This is a genomic window from Methanolacinia petrolearia DSM 11571 (assembly GCF_000147875.1).
GTDB lineage: Archaea > Halobacteriota > Methanomicrobia > Methanomicrobiales > Methanomicrobiaceae > Methanolacinia > Methanolacinia petrolearia.
The window spans coordinates 1,155,159-1,175,807 of sequence record NC_014507.1; the positions used below are offsets into that span (position 1 = coordinate 1,155,159).

Below are 20,649 nucleotides of genomic sequence, written 5' to 3' on the forward strand. Positions count from 1 at the left end.
GAGAATGAATAGAAAAAATCCGATGCAATGGATTGTGAGGTGATTAGGAACAGGACAACTGTATAGTATCTGTACCGGATAAGCGCAAATAAAAATGTCCCTTACATTTTCCACATCGAATTTGGGGGATTTTCTTATAAAAATCAATAATTCGCTGAAAAAAATTCAACAACATCAAGATTTCAAAAAATCTCACGATCCCAAACAAAAGAGAACCTAATACTTTTATATTGTAAATGTGGATATATTTACTTATGTTCCTTCCCACAAACGAGAAACAGTTCGTGTTCTGGAAGATGCGTCGCAGCGGGATGCAGAATATCTCCATTGCAAACGAGCTGGGCATCACAAGGCAGGGAGTATCTCAGGCGCTTCGTACGATGGATAAGAAGATAGATGCCTCACTTAGGGAGATGGCGCAGGCGAACCGGATCCGGATCAAAAATGTCGATCCGGAGCGTGGCATCCTGTCCGGATGGTCCGTCCCTTTCCAGACCAGTGCCTACATCTTTGTCTCGGAGAAGCACGGTATGCAGGTCTGGTACGAGCATGAAGGCGACTGCGAATCCTGTGACGAGTACACGAAATGCATCGAATTTATCTGGGATCTTGCATCCGAACTGGGGATTTCGATCAAAAAGGTCCAGGACCCGACAGAGATGGCAGAGGAACTTCTTGCAAAGATCCGGGAGGATCAGGTATGACCGGCGAATCTGAAATTACCGAACACCGGTTCGGCCTGTGCCCGAAGCAGCCGGTGGTCTGCGTCTCGCAGACGGTTATCGACAATCAGCATGAACCGTTCTGTGCAGGCGGCCCGGATGGCGGAGGAGGAATGTCCGGATCTGTCCGAAGGGGAATAGGAGCGGCCCTCTTTGGGATGAGGACACTGAACCAGAACAGGAATCTCCTCTGGTTTGCAGTTCTTGCCGGGCTTGTGCTGGCCGGGAACACAATCGGTCAGTCTTCACGCTACTTCATCAGCTGGAACATGCACATGCAACTTGGTATAATGTATGATGTCCTGGAGTTTTTAATCGAGTTTGCAACAATTTTCTGCCTGGTGTTCCTGCTGGTCGTCCTCTTCCTGAGCATCCCGCGAGAGGAAGGAGTCTCATCTTCGCTTTTTGCGGGAATTGCAGAAGCGAAAAAATACCTGAAGGCGATCTCCATATGGTCCTTTCTCCTGTCACTTGCAGGAATATTTCTCGACAAGGCCTTAAATTCCCAGTCACTGCTTGGGTGGCCGCAGGAGCTCTGGAAATTCAATCTCTTCGGGTATTTTAATTCCTTTATTTTCAGTACGCTCAGCAGTTTTCCTTTCAACCTGTCTCTACGTTGGGATCTCTTTACCGAGATTCCGGGCTATGGAGGACGATCGGTGCTGTTCTGGATCTATCCGGGGCTGGTTGAAACCCTGATGATGTCGGTGATCAACCTGCTCCTGCTTATCCTGACCCTGTTCGTAGTACCCCTTATCGTTCTCGAACAAAAGACTCTCCGTGAGGCGGTCGCGGGATCGTTCGCCCTGATGAAAAAGATCCGGGTTGAGGCAGCTGCCTGTGCTGTCTTCCTTGGAGTTCTTGTACTCGGTGTGTTTCTTATGTACCTGCTCGTTGAAGCGGCACATGGCATTTTCGCACCTATGGAAGTTGTCAGCTATATTCCCTCCGTTACATGGACTGCCATTGGCCTCTTCTATGATATCATACTTTTCAGCGTTGTGTTTGTGGTGGCGACAGTCGGAGGAATTGCAGTGCTGGATCTTTACAACTCTGCAAAGAGCAGGCAGGAATACAGATTTTTAGAACCGGAATCCTGCCTGTGATCTTTTTCCGGCCCGAATCACGGAGGGGATTCTGGGGGAACTTAGAATCACAAATGCCATAGGAAATATTTTATATTGTAAATATTGATATATTTACATATGATACTACCCGGTAGTAGACACAAGTTTGCGATGAGAACGGCAATCCTTCTTGTTCTTATCGTCGGGACGGCAGTCGTCCCTGTTTTAGGCGCATCGACAGACACGGGGGTCACCATCTCCGCGGATGGCGATCAGTCCTATTATCTTGGAGAAAAAGTGGTCCTGCGGGGCCAGAATTCGGAGACAGATACAGTATATCTTTTCCTTACCGGCCCTGACCTTCAGGCAACAGGTGTTAACCTTGAATCACCTGACAAGGCAGTAGTCAGCGGAGACCCGGACTCATTTACGGTTGTGAAAACAGACCCGGATAATACCTGGGAATATTCGTATTATACGGCCAATCTAAATCTTGATGCAGGGACATATACCCTCTATGCCGTGAGCAAGCCCACAGCAAAGAACCGGCTCGATGGCTCGACGGCCTATGGCACGACCGGCATAATACTCAAAAAACCCTTCATCACCGCAGAGATTTCTCCTTCGAATGTCATCAAAGGCCAGCCCTTTTCGGTTACAGGGATTGCAGAAGGAGTTCCTAATGAAGTTCAGATCTGGATTACAGGTGATTCTTATGTCTATACAACACAGACACCGGTGAACTCCGATGCATCTTTTACGTTTGATGCTGATTCGGCAATGTCAGGAGATCTCCCGGCAGGTCAGAACTATCTCATCGTTCAGCACCCGATGGCGGACAATCAGTTAGACTTCATTGTCAGCGGGGATTATGTCTGCAACGTGAAACAGGGCAGTAACGCGAATGTCTTCAAAATCAATGGCCAGGGGAGCCTGGATGGCATGGATGCGGCAGACGCACTCATCGAAGCAATAAGCAGCCAGGAGACAAACGACGACACATATACCAGTGACATGTATACCATAATCCCGTTCCAGGTTACTGGTGAAGGAGATCTGACATCTCCGGCAACAGGTGCTCCGACACTCTCCGCGGATGGCGACCAGTCCTATTATCTTGGAGAAAAAGTGGTCCTGCGGGGCCAGAGTTCCAGTGCAGATACAGTATATCTTTTCCTTACCGGCCCAAATCTCCAGGCAACAGGTGTGAACCTTGAATCGCCTGACGAGGCAGTAGCCAGCGGAGACCCGGACTCATTTACGGTTGTGAAAACAGACCCGGATAATACCTGGGAATATTCGTTCTACACGGCCAATCTAAATCTTGATGCAGGATCGTATACTCTCTATGCCGTTAGCCGGCCCATAGCAAAGGACCGGTTCGATGACTCGACGGCCTATGACTCGACCAGCATAATACTCAAAAAACCCTTCATCAGCGCAGAAATATCTCCTACGAATGTTGTAAAAGGACAGCCTTTTTTGGTTACAGGAACTGCGGAAGGAGTCCCGTCGGAAGTCCTGATCTGGATTACAGGTGATTCTTATGTCTATACAACACAGACTCCGGTGAACTCCGATGCATCTTTTACGTTTGATGCTGATTCGGCAATGTCCGGAGATCTCCCGGCAGGTCAGAACTATCTCATCGTTCAGCACCCGATGGCAGACAATCAGTTCGACTTCATTGTCGGCGGGGATTATGTCCGCAACGTGAAACAGAGCAACGGTAGGAATGTGTTTAAAATCTCCGGCTACGGAAGCCTGGATGGCATAGATGCGGCAGACGTACTCACCGATGCAGTAAGCAGTCAGGAGACAGGCGGCGACTCTACCAGTGACACATATACCATAATTCCGTTCCGTGTCTCTGTTTATTGAAATCACGGGAAAGGAGTATGACCAAAGAAACAGGTGAAAAGTTGTGGCAAATCAAAACATACCGCATCCGGGAAAGCACTCCGGAAATGCCTGTTCGAGGCATTTGTTGTTCATAATACTATGCCTTATTATTCCTCTTTTTTTTGTTCCCGTTATACCTGCTTCAGCTGAAGATGCAATGTTTCGGGGCAATCCGGAGCATACCGGAGTTTATGATGCCGGTGTTATTGAACCGGGGAGTGAACCAGGGAATGCCGAACTATGGCGGTTTTCTACGGAAGGTATCGTGTATTCATCCCCGGCCGTGGCGGACGGAATTGTCTATGTCGGGAGCGAAGACAAGAACGTGTACGCAATCGATGCTGTCACGGGAGAAGAGAAGTGGCGGTTTTCTACGGGAGATCATGTGTTCTCATCCCCGGCAGTCGCAGACGGTGTTGTATATTTCGATAGTGAAGACAAGAACCTGTATGCGATCGATGCCGTGACAGGAGAAGAGAAGTGGCGGTTCGCAATGGGAGGCTGGGCGTATTCCTCCCCTGCAGTGGTGAACGGCATTGTCTATGCGGGGAATTCATATGAAAGCGTGTATGATACTACGGGTGCAGACAGGAGCCTGTATGCTATCGATGCCGCTACAGGCAAAGAGAAGTGGCGGTTCGTTATGGAAGGTATCGTGGATCGATCTCCCGTAGTAGCGGACGGGATTGTCTATATCGGCTGCAGCGATGGGAACCTGTATGCGATCGACGCTGAGACGGGCAAGGAGAAGTGGAGGTTCGATAAGGCAGACTGGGTGTTTTCATCCCCTGCTGTAGCGAACGGTATCGTCTATGTCGGAAATGAAGATAAAAACGTGTATGCGATCGATGCCTTGACAGGAAAAGAGAAATGGCGTTTTGCTACGGATGATCGGGTAGTTTCATCTCCGGCAATAGTGGACGGAATTGTTTATGCCGGGAGCTGGGATAATAACCTGTATGCGATCGATGCCTTAACCGGAAAAGAAAAGTGGCGTTTCACAACAGGCGATCGCGTGGTTTCCTCCCCGGTCGTGGCGAATAGTATCGTCTATGTCGGGAGTGAGGATAACAACGTGTATGCGATCGATGCCGCTACCGGAAAAGAGAAGTGGCGGTTCGCTACGGGAGATGATGTGGATTCATCTCCTGCTGTGGCGAACGGCGTTATCTATGTCGGGAGTAATGATAAAAACCTGTATGCGATCGGAACAAATCCGTCATCGCTGACAACAGTTTCAACAACTATCCCTGTCGCTGATGAAGGAAGCACGACATCCGGGACAGCAACCGCTCAGCCCGGTCAGGCGACCCGGTCTGCCCCGCTCCGGTACGCTCTGTTCGGGGCAGTCTTCGTGGCAACGGGAATTGTAATCCTGAAAAGACATTAAGATCATTTTTGAACGGATGACCCTGTCATCCTTTTTTTAGATTGTAGGACGACAACGGCGAATATCAATACCTTTTTCGGCTCACTCCGTTAAAATAGATCCATAAGGTACGATATATGTCCTCTACTTCTTCCCTGCCCGGCAGGCGGATGGTCTATTTTCTCTTTATGCTCGGATTTTTCGCGATATTTTCGACAACAATATCCAAAAACCCTGTGCTCCCGCTCTTCTCGCAGGCCCTCGGCGCCGGGGATGCCGTAATCGGCCTGATCGCAGCGGTATCTCCTCTGGCGGGGATTCTCTTTTCATTCCCTGTAGGAGTTATCTCGGATCATCTTGGAAGAAGGAGACTGCTTATCATATCCGGTCTGGTATTTCTCTCCGCACCATTGCTCTACCTCATCATTTACGATCCCCTGTGGCTGATTCCGATCAGGTTCTTCCACGGGACGGCCACTGCGATCCTCGGCCCGGTCGTCTCTGCGATCATAGCCGAACGGTTTCCGGCTAACAAAGGCGAGATGCTCGGGCAGTACTCTTCTGCAACCCTCATCGGCAGAACCCTGGCCCCGGTTGTCGGGGGTTTCGTCATCTCGTTGTTCGTCATGTACCCCGGGCTTATCCCTTACCGGATAGTGTATATCGTCGCGGCACTCGCCGCCCTCCCTGTTCTGATCCTGACTCTTATGTATAAGGAAGAGAAGCATGTCCCCCTTGCCTTCGTGCCGTTCTCGTCATTCCGCAGCAGTTTCATCACGTTCTTCTCGGAACGTAAACTCCGGGCGACGGCATTTGTGGATATGGCAACTTATTTTGCCTTCGGTTCGTTCGAGACGTTCTTCCCGCTCGTCCTTTTATCGCAGGGGATCGGTGCATACCTGATCGGGGCCCTGTTTGCCGTCCAGACGCTGGTTATTGCCGCGACGAAACCGTTCTTCGGGAGGATCGCCGACAGGATCGACAAGAGAATACAGATCGTAACCGGGCTTCTCTTTCTCGGGGTATCAACGGCTGCAATTCCGTTTGCGTCGTCTTTTGCCGTATTCCTTCTCGTGAGTTCCATTGTCGGTCTCGGCATCTCGCTCTCCACTGTTGCGACCAGTGCGTATATAGCAGATCTCGCGCAGGAGGGCCAGATGGGAGCCTCGATGGGAGCATTGTCGTCTATCATGGACATCGGCCATTCGGCAGGACCGGTCGTAACAGGTGTTATCGTAGCCGGCAGCGGCTACGTTGCGGGATTTTTTTCGAGTCTCCTGGTTGCCGTCACAGTTTGCGTATTTTTCATCATTTCTGTCCGGGATCGAAAGGTAAACAGGAATTAATCCGGGTGACGGTGACGTATTGCGTAGCTTAATTGCCGTTTTGTCTGCCGGCAGAACGGATGAGAAGTAACAAACCCGGGATAGATTCCCTGTTTTTTAATAGAAGACAATGGATTTTTTTAAATGAAAACTATTGAAAATTATAATTTTTCAGGGAATCTTCTTGGAAAAAGATCTTTCAGATATCCTATTATTGTAAAGTAAAACTTAAATAGGGTGAAAATACGGCCAAAATGCGGTTTTTACAATCCACACAGAAGCCCCAGAATCCACGATCTCCCCTCTCCCCTATAGATACATCGTCCGGAAAAAAGAGGGTGATGACGCGCCGTTATATCGATGCAATTCGGGCTTTAATCACTGAAATGTCCTCATATCCCAGTTTTTTAAAACAAGCCACCAAAACGCGGTGTAAAATGTTAAAATAAGCCCAAATTAAAGGTTTTCAGGCCTGCCCAAAACCTCGCTGAAACGTTGGAGGAAATATAAAATATCGAAAGGTCTTATGGAGGCATATGAATAGCAGCGATAAGAATTCTATGGGCCTCGATCCGGAGACGAAAGAGAATATTGCCCGTGTTTTGTGGATGAATGAATATAATCCCGGCTTAATCCCTCCGGAAATAATGGAAAAAATAAATGAGGAGAAGAATAGCGGCCTTGCATTCGGAGAACGAATGCAAAAACGTCTTGCCGATCTTCTGGCCAGTCCCGAAAGCTTTACCCCGGATTACACGGAGCGCTATGAAACCTTCCTGACTTATTCCAGCGAAATGTCACCTCATCAGGCCTATTCAATGACAAATCTCCTCGGCCAGGACAGTGTAAGAGGATACAAGGAGCTGACATCGAATTTCATATTAAAAGTCCCTGAATGTGACAGACCGCAGTTATTGTACCAGGTCGGATGGCATTTCTTCGTGGGAACGGCATTCGACGCGGATAAAAAGGAGTACGGCGTTCAGATGATGTTCTGGCACTACTCCCTTCTTCCGCCTGATATGGCCGAAGATGAGGGTCTTAGCGATGAGGAAAACCAGATCGTCGAGATGCACCTTGCCATAAGCGTTGCAGACAAAAGGCACTACAGGAGCCGGCCGGTCGTGGTGGCAGGAACCACCGGCCTGATCGGATTTTCGGATACTCCCTACGCATATGAATTTGGAAAGAACAAGCTGACCTCCCAGGCGAAAGATGCTATCTTTCCTATCAGGCTGGAGGCGTGGAGTATTGACAACCGGCAGGAGATTCCGGTTGAGATAGCCATCGATATCACTCTTAACCAAACTAAAGGCTATATCCTGAACGGGGATAAGGGTATGTCGCCAAGCTGTGGCGGTATCGGAACGCTCTACTATTCGGTTCCGAATCTCCAGGTAGATCCTGCCGTAAGCCGGCTGTCTATCGGCGGAGAAAAGATTCAGCTCACCGGCGGAAAGTTCTGGTACGATCACCAGTGGGGTACGGGTTTCATGCCCCAGGGCAGTACCCGGCCGGAACCTCTGCGAGCTTTTGTTCTCACTCAAGAACAGAAAAGTGTCCCCGGGTGGGATTGGATGGAGATCCAGTTCGACGACAACACCGAGATCGCTCTCTCAGCCCTCCACACTCCTGCGAACATAGGGTTCTATTTCCAGACCGGACCGAATCCGCCGGGTACGATGACCGCGGATGCAAAGGGATCGTATATCTTGCAGAACGGGGCACACAGCCAGATCAACGCTACAATTCAGGTGACAGAGTGGGTTAAGAGTGTTGTGTCGGACGGTCCGTACGCGGCTACAAGTACCTGGTATCCCAACCGCGTGGAGGTGACGGTGAATACAAACATAGTTCCTGCCGACAAGAGGAATTTTGTAATGGTGCCCATCGTTTTAACCGGGCAGCAGGGATTTTTCGGATCGGGTGCACAGTACTCTGAGGGCGCAGTCGACATTGAATCTCCCGGCGGAAAGAAAATAGGGGTTGGCTTCCTGGAATCCGTAAACTATGCCGATGGCAGGAAACAGATCCTGCGGCTGGCCGGTCTTCCCGATAATGATGATATGGTTCGGCTTATCTCCCCTCCTGCGGTTTCGGAAATTCTCAGGATTGAGGCACTGGCATTTTTGGAAATACCAAAGAATCGCCGGGAACTCGAAGAAGAACTGATGAATTGCAAAGGTACTTGAAGCCCTGCGTCAGGTGCCGGCAGCATTGGTAGTGCTGTGTTGTATCAGGTCTTCCTCTTTGAGTACAGATTTTACAGCTTTCATAGTCCTTAACCAAAACCCAAAAAAGACAGAAGAGACAGATGGATAAATAACAATGGACCTGATAATCGGCGGGGGAACTTATGGGAAGCTGGCGTTTGACAAGATACGGGACGAAGGCAAATGCATCGTAGTACTCGATGAAGATCCCGGTTGCATCGTGCAGAAAGAATATCGTCTCCCCGAAATCTCCGCATGGGACACTCTCCCGGAAGAAGCGGTTTTCATAAAGGGCGGTATCGAAACCGCCGCCGTGATCGTTGCCGGAACGTGGGGGAAATCAGGTTCGGGAGAATTCATGCAGGGGAGAATCTTCCCGACCGCCCCGGTCCATATCCTTGCAGGGATTATATCCGCGATCTGCGGGTTCGTTCCCGATCATGAGGGAGCGAAAATAGCTGGCGGATTAATCCCTGAAGAACTGATTGCCGGAAAAAAAGACGCTGATATCTACTGCACCCTGAACAGGAAAGAGCCGTGTCTTCCACTTTGTTCTTCGCCGAAAATCTGCCCGGTGACAAAGGAGAGGCGTGATGTACCGTTATGGGAAACTCTCGTGAATTATCTCTCCGGTGACGGGAAGCCGGGGCTGCCTCCTTCATACATAATTGAAAGCAGACAACTTTGTCCGGGTCTCGGCTATATCGACTGTACAGATTTAACGGTGGCTATAAAAAAAGCCTGTAAGGAGGATGCAATCCTTGCAGGAACGGCATGTGCATGCCACGGCGTTGTCACCGGACTCAGGAAGATTTGATCCTGAACTTTCCTTCTGGCGCGTGGATCTCGAATCTCGCACCCTTACCGGGTGTTCCGGTCTCTTCTATGTTAAGACCGGTGATCGCCAGGATCTCCCTCGACAAAAATAGGCCGAGCCCTGAGTTTTTGTAATATTCGCGCCTGAAGATCTTCTCCTTTGCATCGGTGGGAATCCCGACACCATTATCTTCACAGACAATAATGAGTTCTTCGGGTGTCTCCAGTGTATAAAACGAGATCTCGGTGATCGTATTGCCATGTTTTATCGCGTTGTCGATCAGGTTGTAGATCACCTTTTCAAAGAGCGGATCGGCAAATATTTCCACGTTTTGAATATTGTTTTTGTGTTTTATTTCCCCTAATGATGATGTATTTGAGACTTTATTGACCAGATCGCCTACATCAAACCAGCCAGGGGTCTGTTCTCCGAGGTCTTTGTAATACCCGGTGAATGTGATCTGCCTCTTGATCGTATCGATTGCGCCCGAGATCTTTTTGATGTACTTATCTGCCTTTGATTCGTGAGGGATCTCGTCATCAAGCTCAATCATCTCCAGGTACCCGGCAGCCCCGGTGATCTGGTTGAGGATATCATGCCGGGTGATGCTTGATAGCAGGTTGAGTTTACTGTTGACTTCCTTCAAGGCATCTTCGGATTTCTTGCGTTCTGTTATGTCTCTCCCGATACCGAGAATTCCTGAAACATTTCCTTTGGAGTCGTACATCGTGGTTTTGATAGTCTCAATATATGCACGCCGTCCGTCTTCGGCAAATGTGATCCATTCGTCGTATACCGTGGGTTTTCCCCCCTCGACTGCCTGCCTGTCCTTTTTGCGGAAAAAGTCGGCTTGTTCCCCGGCAAGGAAATCGTAGTCCGTTTTGCCCTTGATCTCGCTTTCTTTCGCACCGAAGAAACGCTCGAACATGGGATTGCATGCAAGGTAGACTCCGTTTTCATCCTTGAGCCATACCAGGTCGGGGATGGTCTGAATGAGTGTACGCAACTGCCCCTCGCTCTCTTTAATAGCTTCTTCTATCTCTTTTCTTCTTGTGATATCGTCTATGATGATCCTCGCACCGTCGGGAGTCTTCCCGTTCAGTGCAGGCGAGACATGCAGCCTGAGATAGAGCTTCTTTCCCCATACCGAGGTATATTCAATCTCAAATTCCGGGTACTCCGCACCGGTCATTATCACATCTCTCAGGATATCAGGAAATCCCGCTTTTATGATATTATCTGTCTGCATAAGATTGATCTCCAGCGTCTTTTCGATCGAAGGAGAGCCAAGAATCCCGGGCACCTTGCTGTTAACATATGTGATCCTGCCGAACCTGTCGCAGGTGAGAATTCCGATCGGAGCATTGTCCGCAAGATCGCGGTATTTCTCCTCCGATCTTCTCAGTTCGCCGGCTATGATCATCCGGTCATTTATATCCTGGACCTGGACAAGATAACCCGAGATCAAATCCGGAGCGGTCTTCAGCGGTGTTATGAGAACATTCAGCCAGATAGTTCCCCTACAGGACGTAGAGTACAGGTTGAGATCCCTGACCTTCTCAAAATCGAATTCAGACTCGTACCTGATTGTATTTCCTTCGGCAAGCATTTTCTTCTGCTCGTCACCTATATTGGGATCTTCAAATAGGGAGAAGCCTTTAAGCGAATCTGCATTTTCAACCCCGAAGAGTTTGAGGCACGAGGGATTTACATGTACCAGATAACCCCCTGAATCGAAGAGTTCGATCGCGATCGGTGAGTTGTCGTAGATTACCTTGTACTGCTCTTCTCTTTTCCTGAGTGCATCCTCCGCTTTTTTCCTCTCGGTAATGTCCCTTGCAACTGAGAGAATAAAATCATCTTTCTCATCGTTTCGTATCAGATGGGCGTTTATTTCTACCGGGAAGATCGTTCCGTCGGCTTTCACCAGTGATGATTCGAAGATGTGATCTCCTGTTTCATAAAGAATTTCGACAAGATTTTTTTCGTCGCTCTTCTCTACGTCTGCTGTAATATCAACGACGGTCAGTTGGATCAGTTCGTCGTGCGTGTAGCCGAGGTTTTCACAGGCGCTGCTGTTAACTTCAAGAAAACGTCCAAATACTCCGTTTTTCTGATCTATCCCGTGAAGGAATATTGAATCGACAGTGCTTTCGAAGAGCATATGATAGCGGTCCCTGCTCTTTTTCAGTTCTTTGTTTGCATTATCCAGTTCCTGATTTTTTTCTTCAATTCTGCTCTCGGTCTCCTTTATTCTTTCTGCAAGGACCGTAACCAGGGAGGCGATCGCGATGAAGAGAAAGGTCCTGACGATACCATTTTCAAGTTCTCCGAAGCCCGCGAAAACAAACAGCAGGGCGAGGTAGATGAGAGAGAGGAGGATCGAAAAGACCAGTCCCCGTCGAAGGTAGAATATGCAGGCCAGGATAATCGGAATATAGAACAGGTTCTGGAATATTATGTATAAGCCGGACGAGAGGGATACGAGGCTGGCGGCGATTGAGATAACTGTTGTTACTATTATCAGTGCAGGAGCGATTCTGCTGTCAAATGCATTTTCATCGCTCTTATTCATTCTCTATCCGCACCTTGTTGTTATGTCTTTTAGCCCTCTTTCAGCAATTATTTAGTTAAAAATTATTTATAATTATATTCTTATGCATTTTGGATTTGGATCTTTTTGGTGGAGGATCTTTTTTTGGAAGTGGATTCTCCGGATTGAATTCTAGTATTGTTGATTAGTTCTTTCTTCTTTGTGTTATATAGGTAATTTCTGGGATTGATATTCATTCAATTTTGTTTTCATAATGATCGTTAAATTTCATTCAGGTCGGGTTTGGAAAGCATTTTATTATGAGTGAATCTTATTAAGCCTCCCAAAAAAACCAAGTACTCACTCTATAAATAGAATTTCCATCGATAATTATCAAGATATTTCTGATGGAATCGTTTTCAGGATACATGAAGATATGAGATCATCTAAATCACTGTTTTCACCGGAAATATAAATTCACGGAGGGGAATTCCGGCCCGTTTTGAATATCGGCATTAAGGGTGCCCTTTGTACGGAGTGTTTTATGGTTGGCAACGAACTGGAAATACTGGCGGCCTTTGTCGTCTATCTTGGCGTAATGGTCACAATCGGATTTTTGTATTATAAAAAGACGAACAGTGTCAGCGACTACATCCTCGGGGGAAGAGGACTAAACAAGTTTGTAACGGCGCTCAGTGCGGAGGCATCCGATATGAGCGGGTGGCTCCTTATAGGAGTTCCCGGTCTGGCATATCTTTCGGGAATGTCGGTCATATGGATCGCAATCGGGCTTATTATCGGAACATTCCTGAACTGGAAATTCATCGCGAAGAGACTCAGGGTCTATACCAAAAACGCGAACGACTCCCTTACCCTTCCCGACTTTTTCAAGAACAGGTTCGGCGACAACTCCGATATCATCGGCGCCATCTCGGCAATTTTTATCCTGATATTCTTCCTGATATACACGTCCGCACAATTCGTTGCCAGCGGAAAACTGTTCAATACGGTATTCGGCGTAGATTATACCACCGCCCTTCTCATAGGATCGCTGATCGTCGTATTGTACACTTTCACCGGCGGATTCAAGGCCGTATGCCTGACCGACTTCATTCAGGGCTGTCTGATGTTCTTCGCCCTCCTCATCGTTCCGATCATGGCGCTCGCAATTCTCGGGGGTCCGGGGAATGCAATCGCAGAGATCGAACAGATCAATCCATCACTCTTAAACCCGTTCCTCAATCCGGACGGAAGCCCTCTTACAATAATCGCAGTCGTATCCATGCTTGCATGGGGCCTCGGCTACTTCGGCCAGCCGCATATTCTCGTCAGGTTTATGGCGATTAAAAATCCCGGCGAAATAAAGGAGGCAAGAGCGGTCGCGATGGTCTGGGTCATCATATCACTCTTTGCTGCGGTTGCCATAGGAGTCATCGGGAGAGTGTTCCTTCCGCAGACTCTTGCCGGTGCGGAATCGGAGACGGTCTTCATGGTCATGACTGGCGAGGTCTTCTTCTCCTTTTTGGCAGGAATAATATTCTGCGGGATTCTCGCGGCAATCATGAGCACCGCCTCTTCACAGCTTCTTGTAAGTGCGTCCGCGGTCTCACAGGATCTATACAAGACATATCTCAAATCCGATGCAACCGACAGGCAGCTGATCTGGATAAGCAGGTTCTCTGTTCTTGCTGTCGCGATCTGTGCAATAGTGATTGCGGTTAACCCGGACAGCTTCGTATTCAACATCGTCTCGTATGCATGGGCGGGCTTCGGTGCGGCATTCGGTCCGATCGTGATTATGGCGCTCTTCTGGAAGAGAACAACTCTTCAGGGCGCCCTTGCGGGGATCATTGTGGGAGGACTGACGGTTCTCATATGGATGCAGTTCGAATTCTTCGGCCTCTACGAGATCGTTCCCGGATTCATATTCTCGATGATAGCCATCTACGTGGTGAGCATCCGCACTGCACCGCCGGACGATTCCATCGTAAAAGTCTTTGAAGAGACGGAAAAAGAGTTGGCGGAAAGTCCTGATTAAAATAGATAAAAAAATTTTTGATTAATCTCGTAAAATCATCATTTTTATTCGCTATTTTCATCTTTAGCGTTATTCAATAATTTGAGTACAGAAGATTTTTGATGCTTAGAATTTATAATTTAATCTAACTCGGTATATGATAGGGAAAAGCAAAATGGGGAAAAAGAATTTTATTCTGAATAAAGATGTCTTTGAGATTTTAGCATGTGACACCAGAATAGATATACTAAAATCACTTAGTTCAAGAAGAAAAACAAATTCAGAAATCTCAAAAGAACTTTCTCTACAAACACCAACAATTTATCGTCATCTTGAAAAATTAGAAGGAGCAGGGTTGATAAAATCGGTAGATTCAAACAATAAATGGGTATATTATGAACTTACTCCTATAGGAAATGCATTAATTAATCCTGAAAAAGAAAATAATTTTTCAATTCTACTATCTTCTTTTCTTACATATATCACGACTTTCGCAATTGTATATACATATTATACTATGCCAAAACTCACTTCTGCACCGTTGTTTCCACATTTATTAGGAGATCCGTTTTTAATATTATTTTTTGCAGGCATTACTGCGACAGTATTACAAACACTAATTATAATTAATTTTTATTTAAAGAGAAGAAATTAAGATATATACTTTTTGGGATTATTAGTTTTCGAGCTAATAATTTTGTGTATTTTATATTAACTTAATTAATATTCAATTATTGTCAAAATAATATGATTTGTATATTTAGTATGATTCCTATATTTTGGCGGGAGTTATTAAAATGAGAAAAAGAGAAATATTCTCTATTGTATTGATGATTTTCCTGATCATAAGTTTATTTGGAACTGTGTCAGGATACGAAATGAGAGACAGGTCATATCAGGCTGTTTCTGAGGATTATACAAAATATCTTATTGCAGCTTACGGGAATGTCCCGGTGTATGATCAAAAAGGTGAAATTGTCAATACTGGTATAATTAAAGAGATACCAGATGAAAAAGCGATGTTTGAATGGTACGACTATACTCACGAAATTATAGAAAATACCAGGCCGAATGTAAGAAAGTACTATTATCCGGATGGACCAGTTATAGCATATGGCTCTGATGTTTTGGGAACAATTCGGGTTGGTATCAATGATGAAATGACTATTGATCAAAATACCATAGATGAAATTAGAGGTTTTATCGATTCTGAAGCTTTAAAATCTGACATTACTGATATACCAATTATTTTTGTATCAGAACCTATTGCTAAACTCTCAGCGGCTCGTAATGATTCCTGGCGGCCAGTCATTGGAGGGGTTCGTTATGTGTTAGGTGATCATTTCGGAACGACAAGTTATGCTGCAACGAGGAACGGACAAAATGGAATTGTTATTTCAGGTCATTATGCCGGGGTGGGTGATCCAGTATATCAGCCCGGGTCATCAGGCAGTATTGGCACTGTTACGGTATCATCTAATGGTGATCATTCAGACGCTGCCTGGGTATCTTACAGTAATGTGGACGACAATATATTCGAGTTCTCATGGACTCAGCCGGATGTATATGGGTATAGGGACCCTTGGAGAGGTCTGGATGTAATAATGTCAGGTGTCATAAGTGGGGCCTCCAATGGAGAGGTAGTTGTTGAGACTGATGCTTGGAATGATTATTTCCAAAAGACGATCCAAAATCAATATTATGCTGATTACCAGGATGCCCCAGGTGACAGTGGTGCTCCTGTTTATTATAAGGATAACCAGCACAGAGTACTTCTAGTCGGAAATCACTGGGGAAAAGCCAGATATTCTATCTTTTCTCCAATATCATTGGTAATGGATGATTTAGGAATTACACCAATGTATTAATTTGCCTTAATGGGTTATCTAAAAAATTAGATGATCATCATCATTCATTTTTAATATATTTGGCAATTCCTTAAATCCATACAAATTTCATTTTATGGAATGTTAGGGAACAATCGTGTTTTTAGAACATAATAAATAATGAATTAGGATCTGTCCTGCCTTCTTCATTGGATAAATCGTATATACACCCGGCAAAATAATTAGAATAAAAGGGGGACTTAAGGATTTCATCGACATATTTCAGATTGTATTCCGGGCCGGTTGATCCCCGGGGGAGGAAGAGACCGTGATTGAAGTTCTGGTTCTTTTTCTCGGGCCGTCGTTTTTTTCTCTTCTCATCTGGTTCGGGCTGAAAAAAATATCATCGCCGGTGATGAAGAAGACCGCCCTTCTGGTTTTGCCCGTCTTGTTTGTTCTCTCGATTATTTTATGGGTGCTCCTTAAACCGCATACCATAGGGCCGTCGCCGTTTATTTTCGCACTTGCCGCGATTTCGATGATCGCATTTGCAGCCGGGTATCCTGTCGCAATCGCGATGAATGTTTTCCAGGGAATATTCAAAGAAAAAGACGAAGGCTACGTGGCGGCATTCGCTCCCCTGATCTCGGTACCGTTTATCCTCAAACTGCTGATCTCGCCGGAAGTCTGGGAGGGTAAACTCTACGGCGATTATTTCTCTATCAAGATCCCGCTTATCGGGTGGGCAATCGATCCCTTTACCTCCGGATGGGCGCATACGACCGCCGGCGACAGTCTGTTTCCTATGCTGATATTGTACACCGGTTTTTTCGTCGAGATGACGATGATTATGCTTCTTGTCTTCTGGTGTTTCAGGAAGGCGGCGGGAAGTTCGGGCGATCAGACAACTGAAAAGGAAGATTAGATACGGGTGGATTAAGGAATCAGGACAGAAGATCGGGCTCTTAGCTGTTTCATGCGGGTAAATAATTTCAGGATAGCAAAAAATTACCAGAAAACGCTTCGCATTTTTTATCTTCACATCCGTATGGGTATTACATACCTTACTATACCTTAATCGGGCAACCCCGGCACCGGCGGTCAGGTCCGCCGGACGGCCCCTGCCCAGGGGCCTTGCTTTATGATAGCCCTCTCACGGCACGCCCGGGGACCGGCAAGGGTCCCCGTGCTGTTGAATTTAGTTTTCGGTACATTCTGTCCCTTACGCGTCATGAATTTACCGCATCTCGCCGCTCAGGGGATACTTGTCTATCCCCTGTGCGGTCTGTCACAATTGAGAGGCCCCGAGGTCGGGGCCGATCCGCGAACTGCTATGCGGTTCGCGGCGAGGGGTTGTCAAAAGTAGGGAGACTTGCTTTTATACCCACACGGTAATTTTACGATGCCGTTCCGTACGCACCATGAATTTACTATGGCTCGCCGTGCGAGTTCGTCAAAAGTGGTGAAGCTGCAATACTTACGCAGATTAGCGGAGATCCAAAAAAATGAGTTTATTTTACCAGGGTTCTCCCCAGCTGCTCCGCCTCTTTGATCTTGTCGGGGTACTTGGCAAGATCGTCGGGCAAAAAGCACTGGTTCTGGCAGACGAAACCTGCATCGGTAAATCCCAGGAACCCGAAGACGAATTTCAGGTAGTCGTTAACAGGATTCAGCTGTTCCTCTTCCATTCCGCCGCATGTAAGCGCGACAGCCATCTTTTTGCCCTTGGGGAAATCCGTGGAAAAGTCCGGCTTTAAGAGGGCATACAACCTGTCGATGAACGGATATGCCTGTGCGTTCAGCCTCGACCAGTAGATCGGAGATCCGAAGACCAGAACGTCCGCTTCTGCCAGGGTATCGCAGAGATCTTCCATGCTGTCCTGTATGATACAGCCGTTCCCGCTTTTGCAGCTGTTGCATCCTGTACAGGGCTGGATGTTTCTTTCGCAAAGCCTTATCAGTTCGGTCTCCGCTCCCTCTTCCCGTGCACCGGAAAGAACATGCTCCACAAGCGTCTGGCTGTTCCCGCCTTTCCGTGGGCTTGACGCAATACCAATAATTTTCATAGTTTATAGATAAAACACGCCGCAATAAATCCTTTTGTCCCTCTTAACAGCTCTCCGGATCTCACATAATCATTTCTTCTTAAATATCTCCTTTGCCATGGCGACCCTCTGCTCCAGGTCGGGTCCTTCCATCTCTTCCACGACTGATTTAAGAACTTCGGGGATGTCGATGTGCTGGGGGCACTTCTCAAGGCACTGCCCGCATTCGATGCAAAGGGATGCATACTCCGGCTCGCCTACGGAGAGAATTCCGCCCAGCCGTGAAGCATACATGAATTTTTCCTCTTCGGGGTTGTCGGCGAGATTCAGGTTGTTGTAGTGCTCGAAGCATAGGGGAATGTTTACACCCGCCGGGCAGGGCATACAGTACTGGCAGCCGGTGCATCCGACTTTCAGCAGTTCGCGGTATTTGGCCTCGACTCTTTTTACAAGCTCCAGCTCTTCTTCTGTCAGTGAATCGGGATATGCCTCGTCTGCAATCCTGAGGTTCTCGCGGATGTTTTCCTCGTCGTTCATGCCCGAAAGAACGACCGTGACCCCGGGATGGTTCCACACCCAGCGGAGAGCCCATTCGGCAGGAGATCTCTTCACCGGAGCCTCGTTCCAGATCTCCTTTACGACCTGGGGGACTGTTCTTGTCAGGTTTCCCCCGCGAAGGGGCTCCATAACAATAACTGCAAGACCTTTGGCTGCGGCATATTCCAGGCCGGCCGTTCCCGCCTGGTTCTTTTCGTCGAGGAAGTTATACTGGATCAGGCAGAAATCCCAGTCGTAAGAGTCAACAATCCGCCTGAAATCCTCTCCCGCCCCGTGGAATGAGAAACCTGCATTTACAATGCGCCCGTCGGCTTTCGCCTTGCCAAGGAAATCGGTTATACCAAGGTTTTTTACATTATCCCACAGATCTCCAACGAGAGCATGGACAAGATAATAGTCGATGTGATCGGTTCTGAGCTTTTCAAGCTGGGCGTTGAGGTATTTATCCATGTCCTCCCTGGTCTCGATAAGCCATGAGGGAAGTTTTGTCGCGAGCTTTACCTTCTCGCGGTACCCCCCGGCAAGGGCACGGCCTAAAAACGGTTCGCTCTCCCCGTTGTGATAAGGCCAGGCTGTATCGACATAGTTTACCCCATGATCGATCGCGTAACGGACCTGTTCTGTTGCTCTTTCTTCATCTATCGAAAAGTCTTCTCTGACCGGAAGCCGCATGCACCCGAATCCGAGGATGGATAATTCGTCTCCGTTTTTCGGAACTGTTCTGTATAGCATTTTAGTCACCAATTTTGATTTATTATGATCTTATTCCGGGAAATACAGAATATCCGGCTAATCTTTGAACCCTACTTCAAGTAGCCAGGTATTTATTTCTTCCTGCGAGTTTTTTACATTTCCTCCCCTGATCGCAAGGCCGTTCATGACAGTTGATTTGGAGCAAATTGATTTTATCTCCTCCACACTTCGCCCGAGACCGCTTCCTTCGTGAGTGCAGAACGGAGCTATCGTCTTACCCGCCAGATCATATTCCGGGAGGAATGCTGCAACCGGCCGCGGGATCGTTCCCCACCAGTTGGGATAACCGATGAAGACCAGATCATATGAATAGATGTTTTCAGCTTTGGTCTTCAAAGCAGGCCTGTAATCCTGGTCAAGCTCCTTTCGCGCCTGCTCTACAACCGCATTATACTCGTGAGGGTACTGGTTTACAGGAACGATCTCGAAGATCTCGCCTCCGGCAATTTTGTGTATCTTGTCTGCGACTACACGTGTGTTGCCTGAATGCGAGAAATAAGCTATGAGTGTTGATACTTTTTTCATAGATCCTGTCAAATAGGGACTTTAAAAGTACCCGTTTCTTTTAGGTACCTGTTTATATGGTATGCTTTATTTAGTGGATACAAACACGGATGTTGTATACTAACATTATTGTCACTATAAAATCCTGATATACCTGTTTAATGTGAATAATATACTTGTAACAGCGGGGTATGATCCCATCAGCCTGCCTTAAATCTAAAAAATAAATTTTAAGAGGAACCGAAACTGCCGTTCCCGGATTCTTACCCCTTTTTTAATGCATTGTTACTCTTCACTGAATGAATGAAGTTTTTTCTCTATCCTGCCTAATTTCACTTGAATGTTCTCAAGCGTCTTTCCATATTGCTCCAGTTTTTCACAGGGCAAATCTTCCAGGTACGAAAGATTACTGTCTATATCTCTCAGTATAGAATCAACTGTTCCCGGTTTTTCATATTCACCTATGCCAAACATGCTTATCTCTTCGGATCCGGCTTCTGTAAGTTCATATCTTCCGTCATCTTTCTTTACAATCAGTTTGTCTTCTGCTGCTTTGCTCAGAAGAGGGTAAATAGACCCTGGCGAAGGTCTCCAGTGGCCATGAGTCATCATGTCAATTGCATCCATGAGTTCCGCTCCGTTCTTTGGCCCTTCGCTCAACAGGCGCAGGACGATAATTCTCAATCCGCCATATCCGCGGAATAAGCCAACCCTGTTAAATTTTTTCATAAATGCTCTCATTTCTGCGCGATTATCATTCATTGATATTGCCTCATCGGTTGTTATTTATTTCCGATATCGATTTATCGATATCGTTTTTCGATATCGACAATACGATATTTACAGGCATAATATAAAAATTGTTTGCCACGTGAATCGACAAAGGATTAGATGCCCGGGAAAAGTGGAAAAAGGACGACAAATTTTTAATGAGTATTTTAGGAGATATAATTTCAATATCTTCGATCCCACTGTTACAGGAATTTTTCAAATGCCTT

At 46.9% G+C, this 20,649-nt stretch carries 16 protein-coding genes; 11 read left to right on the forward strand and 5 right to left on the reverse strand.

What is annotated here, in order from left to right; all coding sequences use genetic code 11:
- Nucleotides 1-254: 254 nt before the first annotated feature.
- From MPET_RS05770 to MPET_RS05800, 7 genes are all read left to right on the forward strand, one after another.
- Complete coding sequence (locus MPET_RS05770) at nucleotides 255-704, forward strand: hypothetical protein (RefSeq protein ID WP_013329075.1); 450 nt, start codon at nucleotides 255-257, stop codon at nucleotides 702-704.
- Nucleotides 701-1,828, forward strand: coding sequence for a hypothetical protein (locus MPET_RS05775; protein ID WP_013329076.1), 1,128 nt, complete (start codon nucleotides 701-703; stop codon nucleotides 1,826-1,828). The genes MPET_RS05770 and MPET_RS05775 overlap by 4 nt, the downstream gene beginning before the upstream one ends.
- A 99-nt stretch (nucleotides 1,829-1,927) precedes the next feature.
- Nucleotides 1,928-3,670 carry a hypothetical protein gene (locus MPET_RS14445; RefSeq protein ID WP_013329077.1) on the forward strand — a complete coding sequence of 581 codons (1,743 nt, stop codon included), beginning with the start codon at nucleotides 1,928-1,930 and terminating at the stop codon, nucleotides 3,668-3,670.
- A gap of 43 nt (nucleotides 3,671-3,713) precedes the next feature.
- The gene (locus MPET_RS05785; protein WP_187287587.1) at nucleotides 3,714-5,081 is read left to right on the forward strand and encodes an outer membrane protein assembly factor BamB family protein; all 1,368 of its coding nucleotides are present in this window, start codon (nucleotides 3,714-3,716) and stop codon (nucleotides 5,079-5,081) included.
- Nucleotides 5,082-5,197: 116 nt separating this feature from the next.
- Nucleotides 5,198-6,406, forward strand: coding sequence for an MFS transporter (locus MPET_RS05790; protein WP_013329079.1), 1,209 nt, complete (start codon nucleotides 5,198-5,200; stop codon nucleotides 6,404-6,406).
- A gap of 515 nt (nucleotides 6,407-6,921) precedes the next feature.
- The gene (locus MPET_RS05795; protein WP_013329080.1) at nucleotides 6,922-8,577 is read left to right on the forward strand and encodes a lipocalin-like domain-containing protein; all 1,656 of its coding nucleotides are present in this window, start codon (nucleotides 6,922-6,924) and stop codon (nucleotides 8,575-8,577) included.
- Nucleotides 8,578-8,713: 136 nt separating this feature from the next.
- On the forward strand, nucleotides 8,714-9,415 hold the full coding sequence (locus MPET_RS05800; protein ID WP_013329081.1) for a hypothetical protein: 702 nt from the start codon (nucleotides 8,714-8,716) through the stop codon (nucleotides 9,413-9,415).
- On the opposite strand, the gene MPET_RS14450 is transcribed toward MPET_RS05800, so the two are convergent.
- Nucleotides 9,402-11,990 (reverse strand): PAS domain S-box protein, encoded by a 2,589-nt coding sequence (locus MPET_RS14450; RefSeq protein WP_013329082.1) that lies wholly within the window; start codon nucleotides 11,988-11,990, stop codon nucleotides 9,402-9,404. The genes MPET_RS05800 and MPET_RS14450 overlap by 14 nt on opposite strands.
- A gap of 502 nt (nucleotides 11,991-12,492) precedes the next feature.
- On the opposite strand from MPET_RS14450, the gene putP reads away from it, so the two are divergent.
- From putP to MPET_RS15130, 4 genes are all read left to right on the forward strand, one after another.
- Nucleotides 12,493-13,986: a sodium/proline symporter PutP gene (gene putP, locus MPET_RS05810; protein WP_013329083.1), complete on the forward strand. Its 1,494-nt coding sequence runs from the start codon at nucleotides 12,493-12,495 to the stop codon at nucleotides 13,984-13,986.
- Nucleotides 13,987-14,122: 136 nt separating this feature from the next.
- Nucleotides 14,123-14,620: an ArsR/SmtB family transcription factor gene (locus MPET_RS05815; RefSeq protein WP_052297242.1), complete on the forward strand. Its 498-nt coding sequence runs from the start codon at nucleotides 14,123-14,125 to the stop codon at nucleotides 14,618-14,620.
- Nucleotides 14,621-14,762: 142 nt separating this feature from the next.
- Nucleotides 14,763-15,833: a hypothetical protein gene (locus MPET_RS05820; RefSeq protein WP_013329085.1), complete on the forward strand. Its 1,071-nt coding sequence runs from the start codon at nucleotides 14,763-14,765 to the stop codon at nucleotides 15,831-15,833.
- A gap of 286 nt (nucleotides 15,834-16,119) precedes the next feature.
- Nucleotides 16,120-16,716, forward strand: coding sequence for a hypothetical protein (locus MPET_RS15130; RefSeq protein ID WP_013329086.1), 597 nt, complete (start codon nucleotides 16,120-16,122; stop codon nucleotides 16,714-16,716).
- Nucleotides 16,717-17,302: 586 nt separating this feature from the next.
- Here the strand turns inward: MPET_RS15130 and MPET_RS05835 are convergent.
- The 4 genes from MPET_RS05835 to MPET_RS05850 all read right to left on the reverse strand — a co-directional run bounded on the left by MPET_RS05835 (nucleotide 17,303) and on the right by MPET_RS05850 (nucleotide 20,413).
- Nucleotides 17,303-17,857 (reverse strand): flavodoxin family protein, encoded by a 555-nt coding sequence (locus tag MPET_RS05835; protein WP_013329087.1) that lies wholly within the window; start codon nucleotides 17,855-17,857, stop codon nucleotides 17,303-17,305.
- A gap of 69 nt (nucleotides 17,858-17,926) precedes the next feature.
- On the reverse strand, nucleotides 17,927-19,126 hold the full coding sequence (locus MPET_RS05840) for an aldo/keto reductase (protein WP_013329088.1): 1,200 nt from the start codon (nucleotides 19,124-19,126) through the stop codon (nucleotides 17,927-17,929).
- A 57-nt stretch (nucleotides 19,127-19,183) separates the two neighbouring features.
- The gene (locus MPET_RS05845) at nucleotides 19,184-19,672 is read right to left on the reverse strand and encodes a flavodoxin (RefSeq protein WP_013329089.1); all 489 of its coding nucleotides are present in this window, start codon (nucleotides 19,670-19,672) and stop codon (nucleotides 19,184-19,186) included.
- Nucleotides 19,673-19,936: 264 nt separating this feature from the next.
- Nucleotides 19,937-20,413: a PadR family transcriptional regulator gene (locus MPET_RS05850; RefSeq protein ID WP_013329090.1), complete on the reverse strand. Its 477-nt coding sequence runs from the start codon at nucleotides 20,411-20,413 to the stop codon at nucleotides 19,937-19,939.
- Nucleotides 20,414-20,649: the final 236 nt, after the last annotated feature.

What these genes read in the sequence shown, in the direction of transcription:
- MPET_RS05770 (WP_013329075.1), top strand. Translation starts at nt 255, where the DNA reads ATGTTCCTTCCCACAAACGAGAAACAGTTCGTGTTCTGGAAGATGCGT.
- MPET_RS05775 (WP_013329076.1), top strand. Translation starts at nt 701, where the DNA reads ATGACCGGCGAATCTGAAATTACCGAACACCGGTTCGGCCTGTGCCCG.
- MPET_RS14445 (WP_013329077.1), top strand. Translation starts at nt 1,928, where the DNA reads ATGATACTACCCGGTAGTAGACACAAGTTTGCGATGAGAACGGCAATC.
- MPET_RS05790 (WP_013329079.1), top strand. Translation starts at nt 5,198, where the DNA reads ATGTCCTCTACTTCTTCCCTGCCCGGCAGGCGGATGGTCTATTTTCTC.
- MPET_RS05795 (WP_013329080.1), top strand. Translation starts at nt 6,922, where the DNA reads ATGAATAGCAGCGATAAGAATTCTATGGGCCTCGATCCGGAGACGAAA.
- MPET_RS05800 (WP_013329081.1), top strand. Translation starts at nt 8,714, where the DNA reads ATGGACCTGATAATCGGCGGGGGAACTTATGGGAAGCTGGCGTTTGAC.
- MPET_RS14450 (WP_013329082.1), bottom strand. Translation starts at nt 11,990, where the DNA reads ATGAATAAGAGCGATGAAAATGCATTTGACAGCAGAATCGCTCCTGCA.
- putP (WP_013329083.1), top strand. Translation starts at nt 12,493, where the DNA reads ATGGTTGGCAACGAACTGGAAATACTGGCGGCCTTTGTCGTCTATCTT.
- MPET_RS05815 (WP_052297242.1), top strand. Translation starts at nt 14,123, where the DNA reads ATGATAGGGAAAAGCAAAATGGGGAAAAAGAATTTTATTCTGAATAAA.
- MPET_RS05820 (WP_013329085.1), top strand. Translation starts at nt 14,763, where the DNA reads ATGAGAAAAAGAGAAATATTCTCTATTGTATTGATGATTTTCCTGATC.
- MPET_RS05835 (WP_013329087.1), bottom strand. Translation starts at nt 17,857, where the DNA reads ATGAAAATTATTGGTATTGCGTCAAGCCCACGGAAAGGCGGGAACAGC.
- MPET_RS05840 (WP_013329088.1), bottom strand. Translation starts at nt 19,126, where the DNA reads ATGCTATACAGAACAGTTCCGAAAAACGGAGACGAATTATCCATCCTC.
- MPET_RS05845 (WP_013329089.1), bottom strand. Translation starts at nt 19,672, where the DNA reads ATGAAAAAAGTATCAACACTCATAGCTTATTTCTCGCATTCAGGCAAC.
- MPET_RS05850 (WP_013329090.1), bottom strand. Translation starts at nt 20,413, where the DNA reads ATGAATGATAATCGCGCAGAAATGAGAGCATTTATGAAAAAATTTAAC.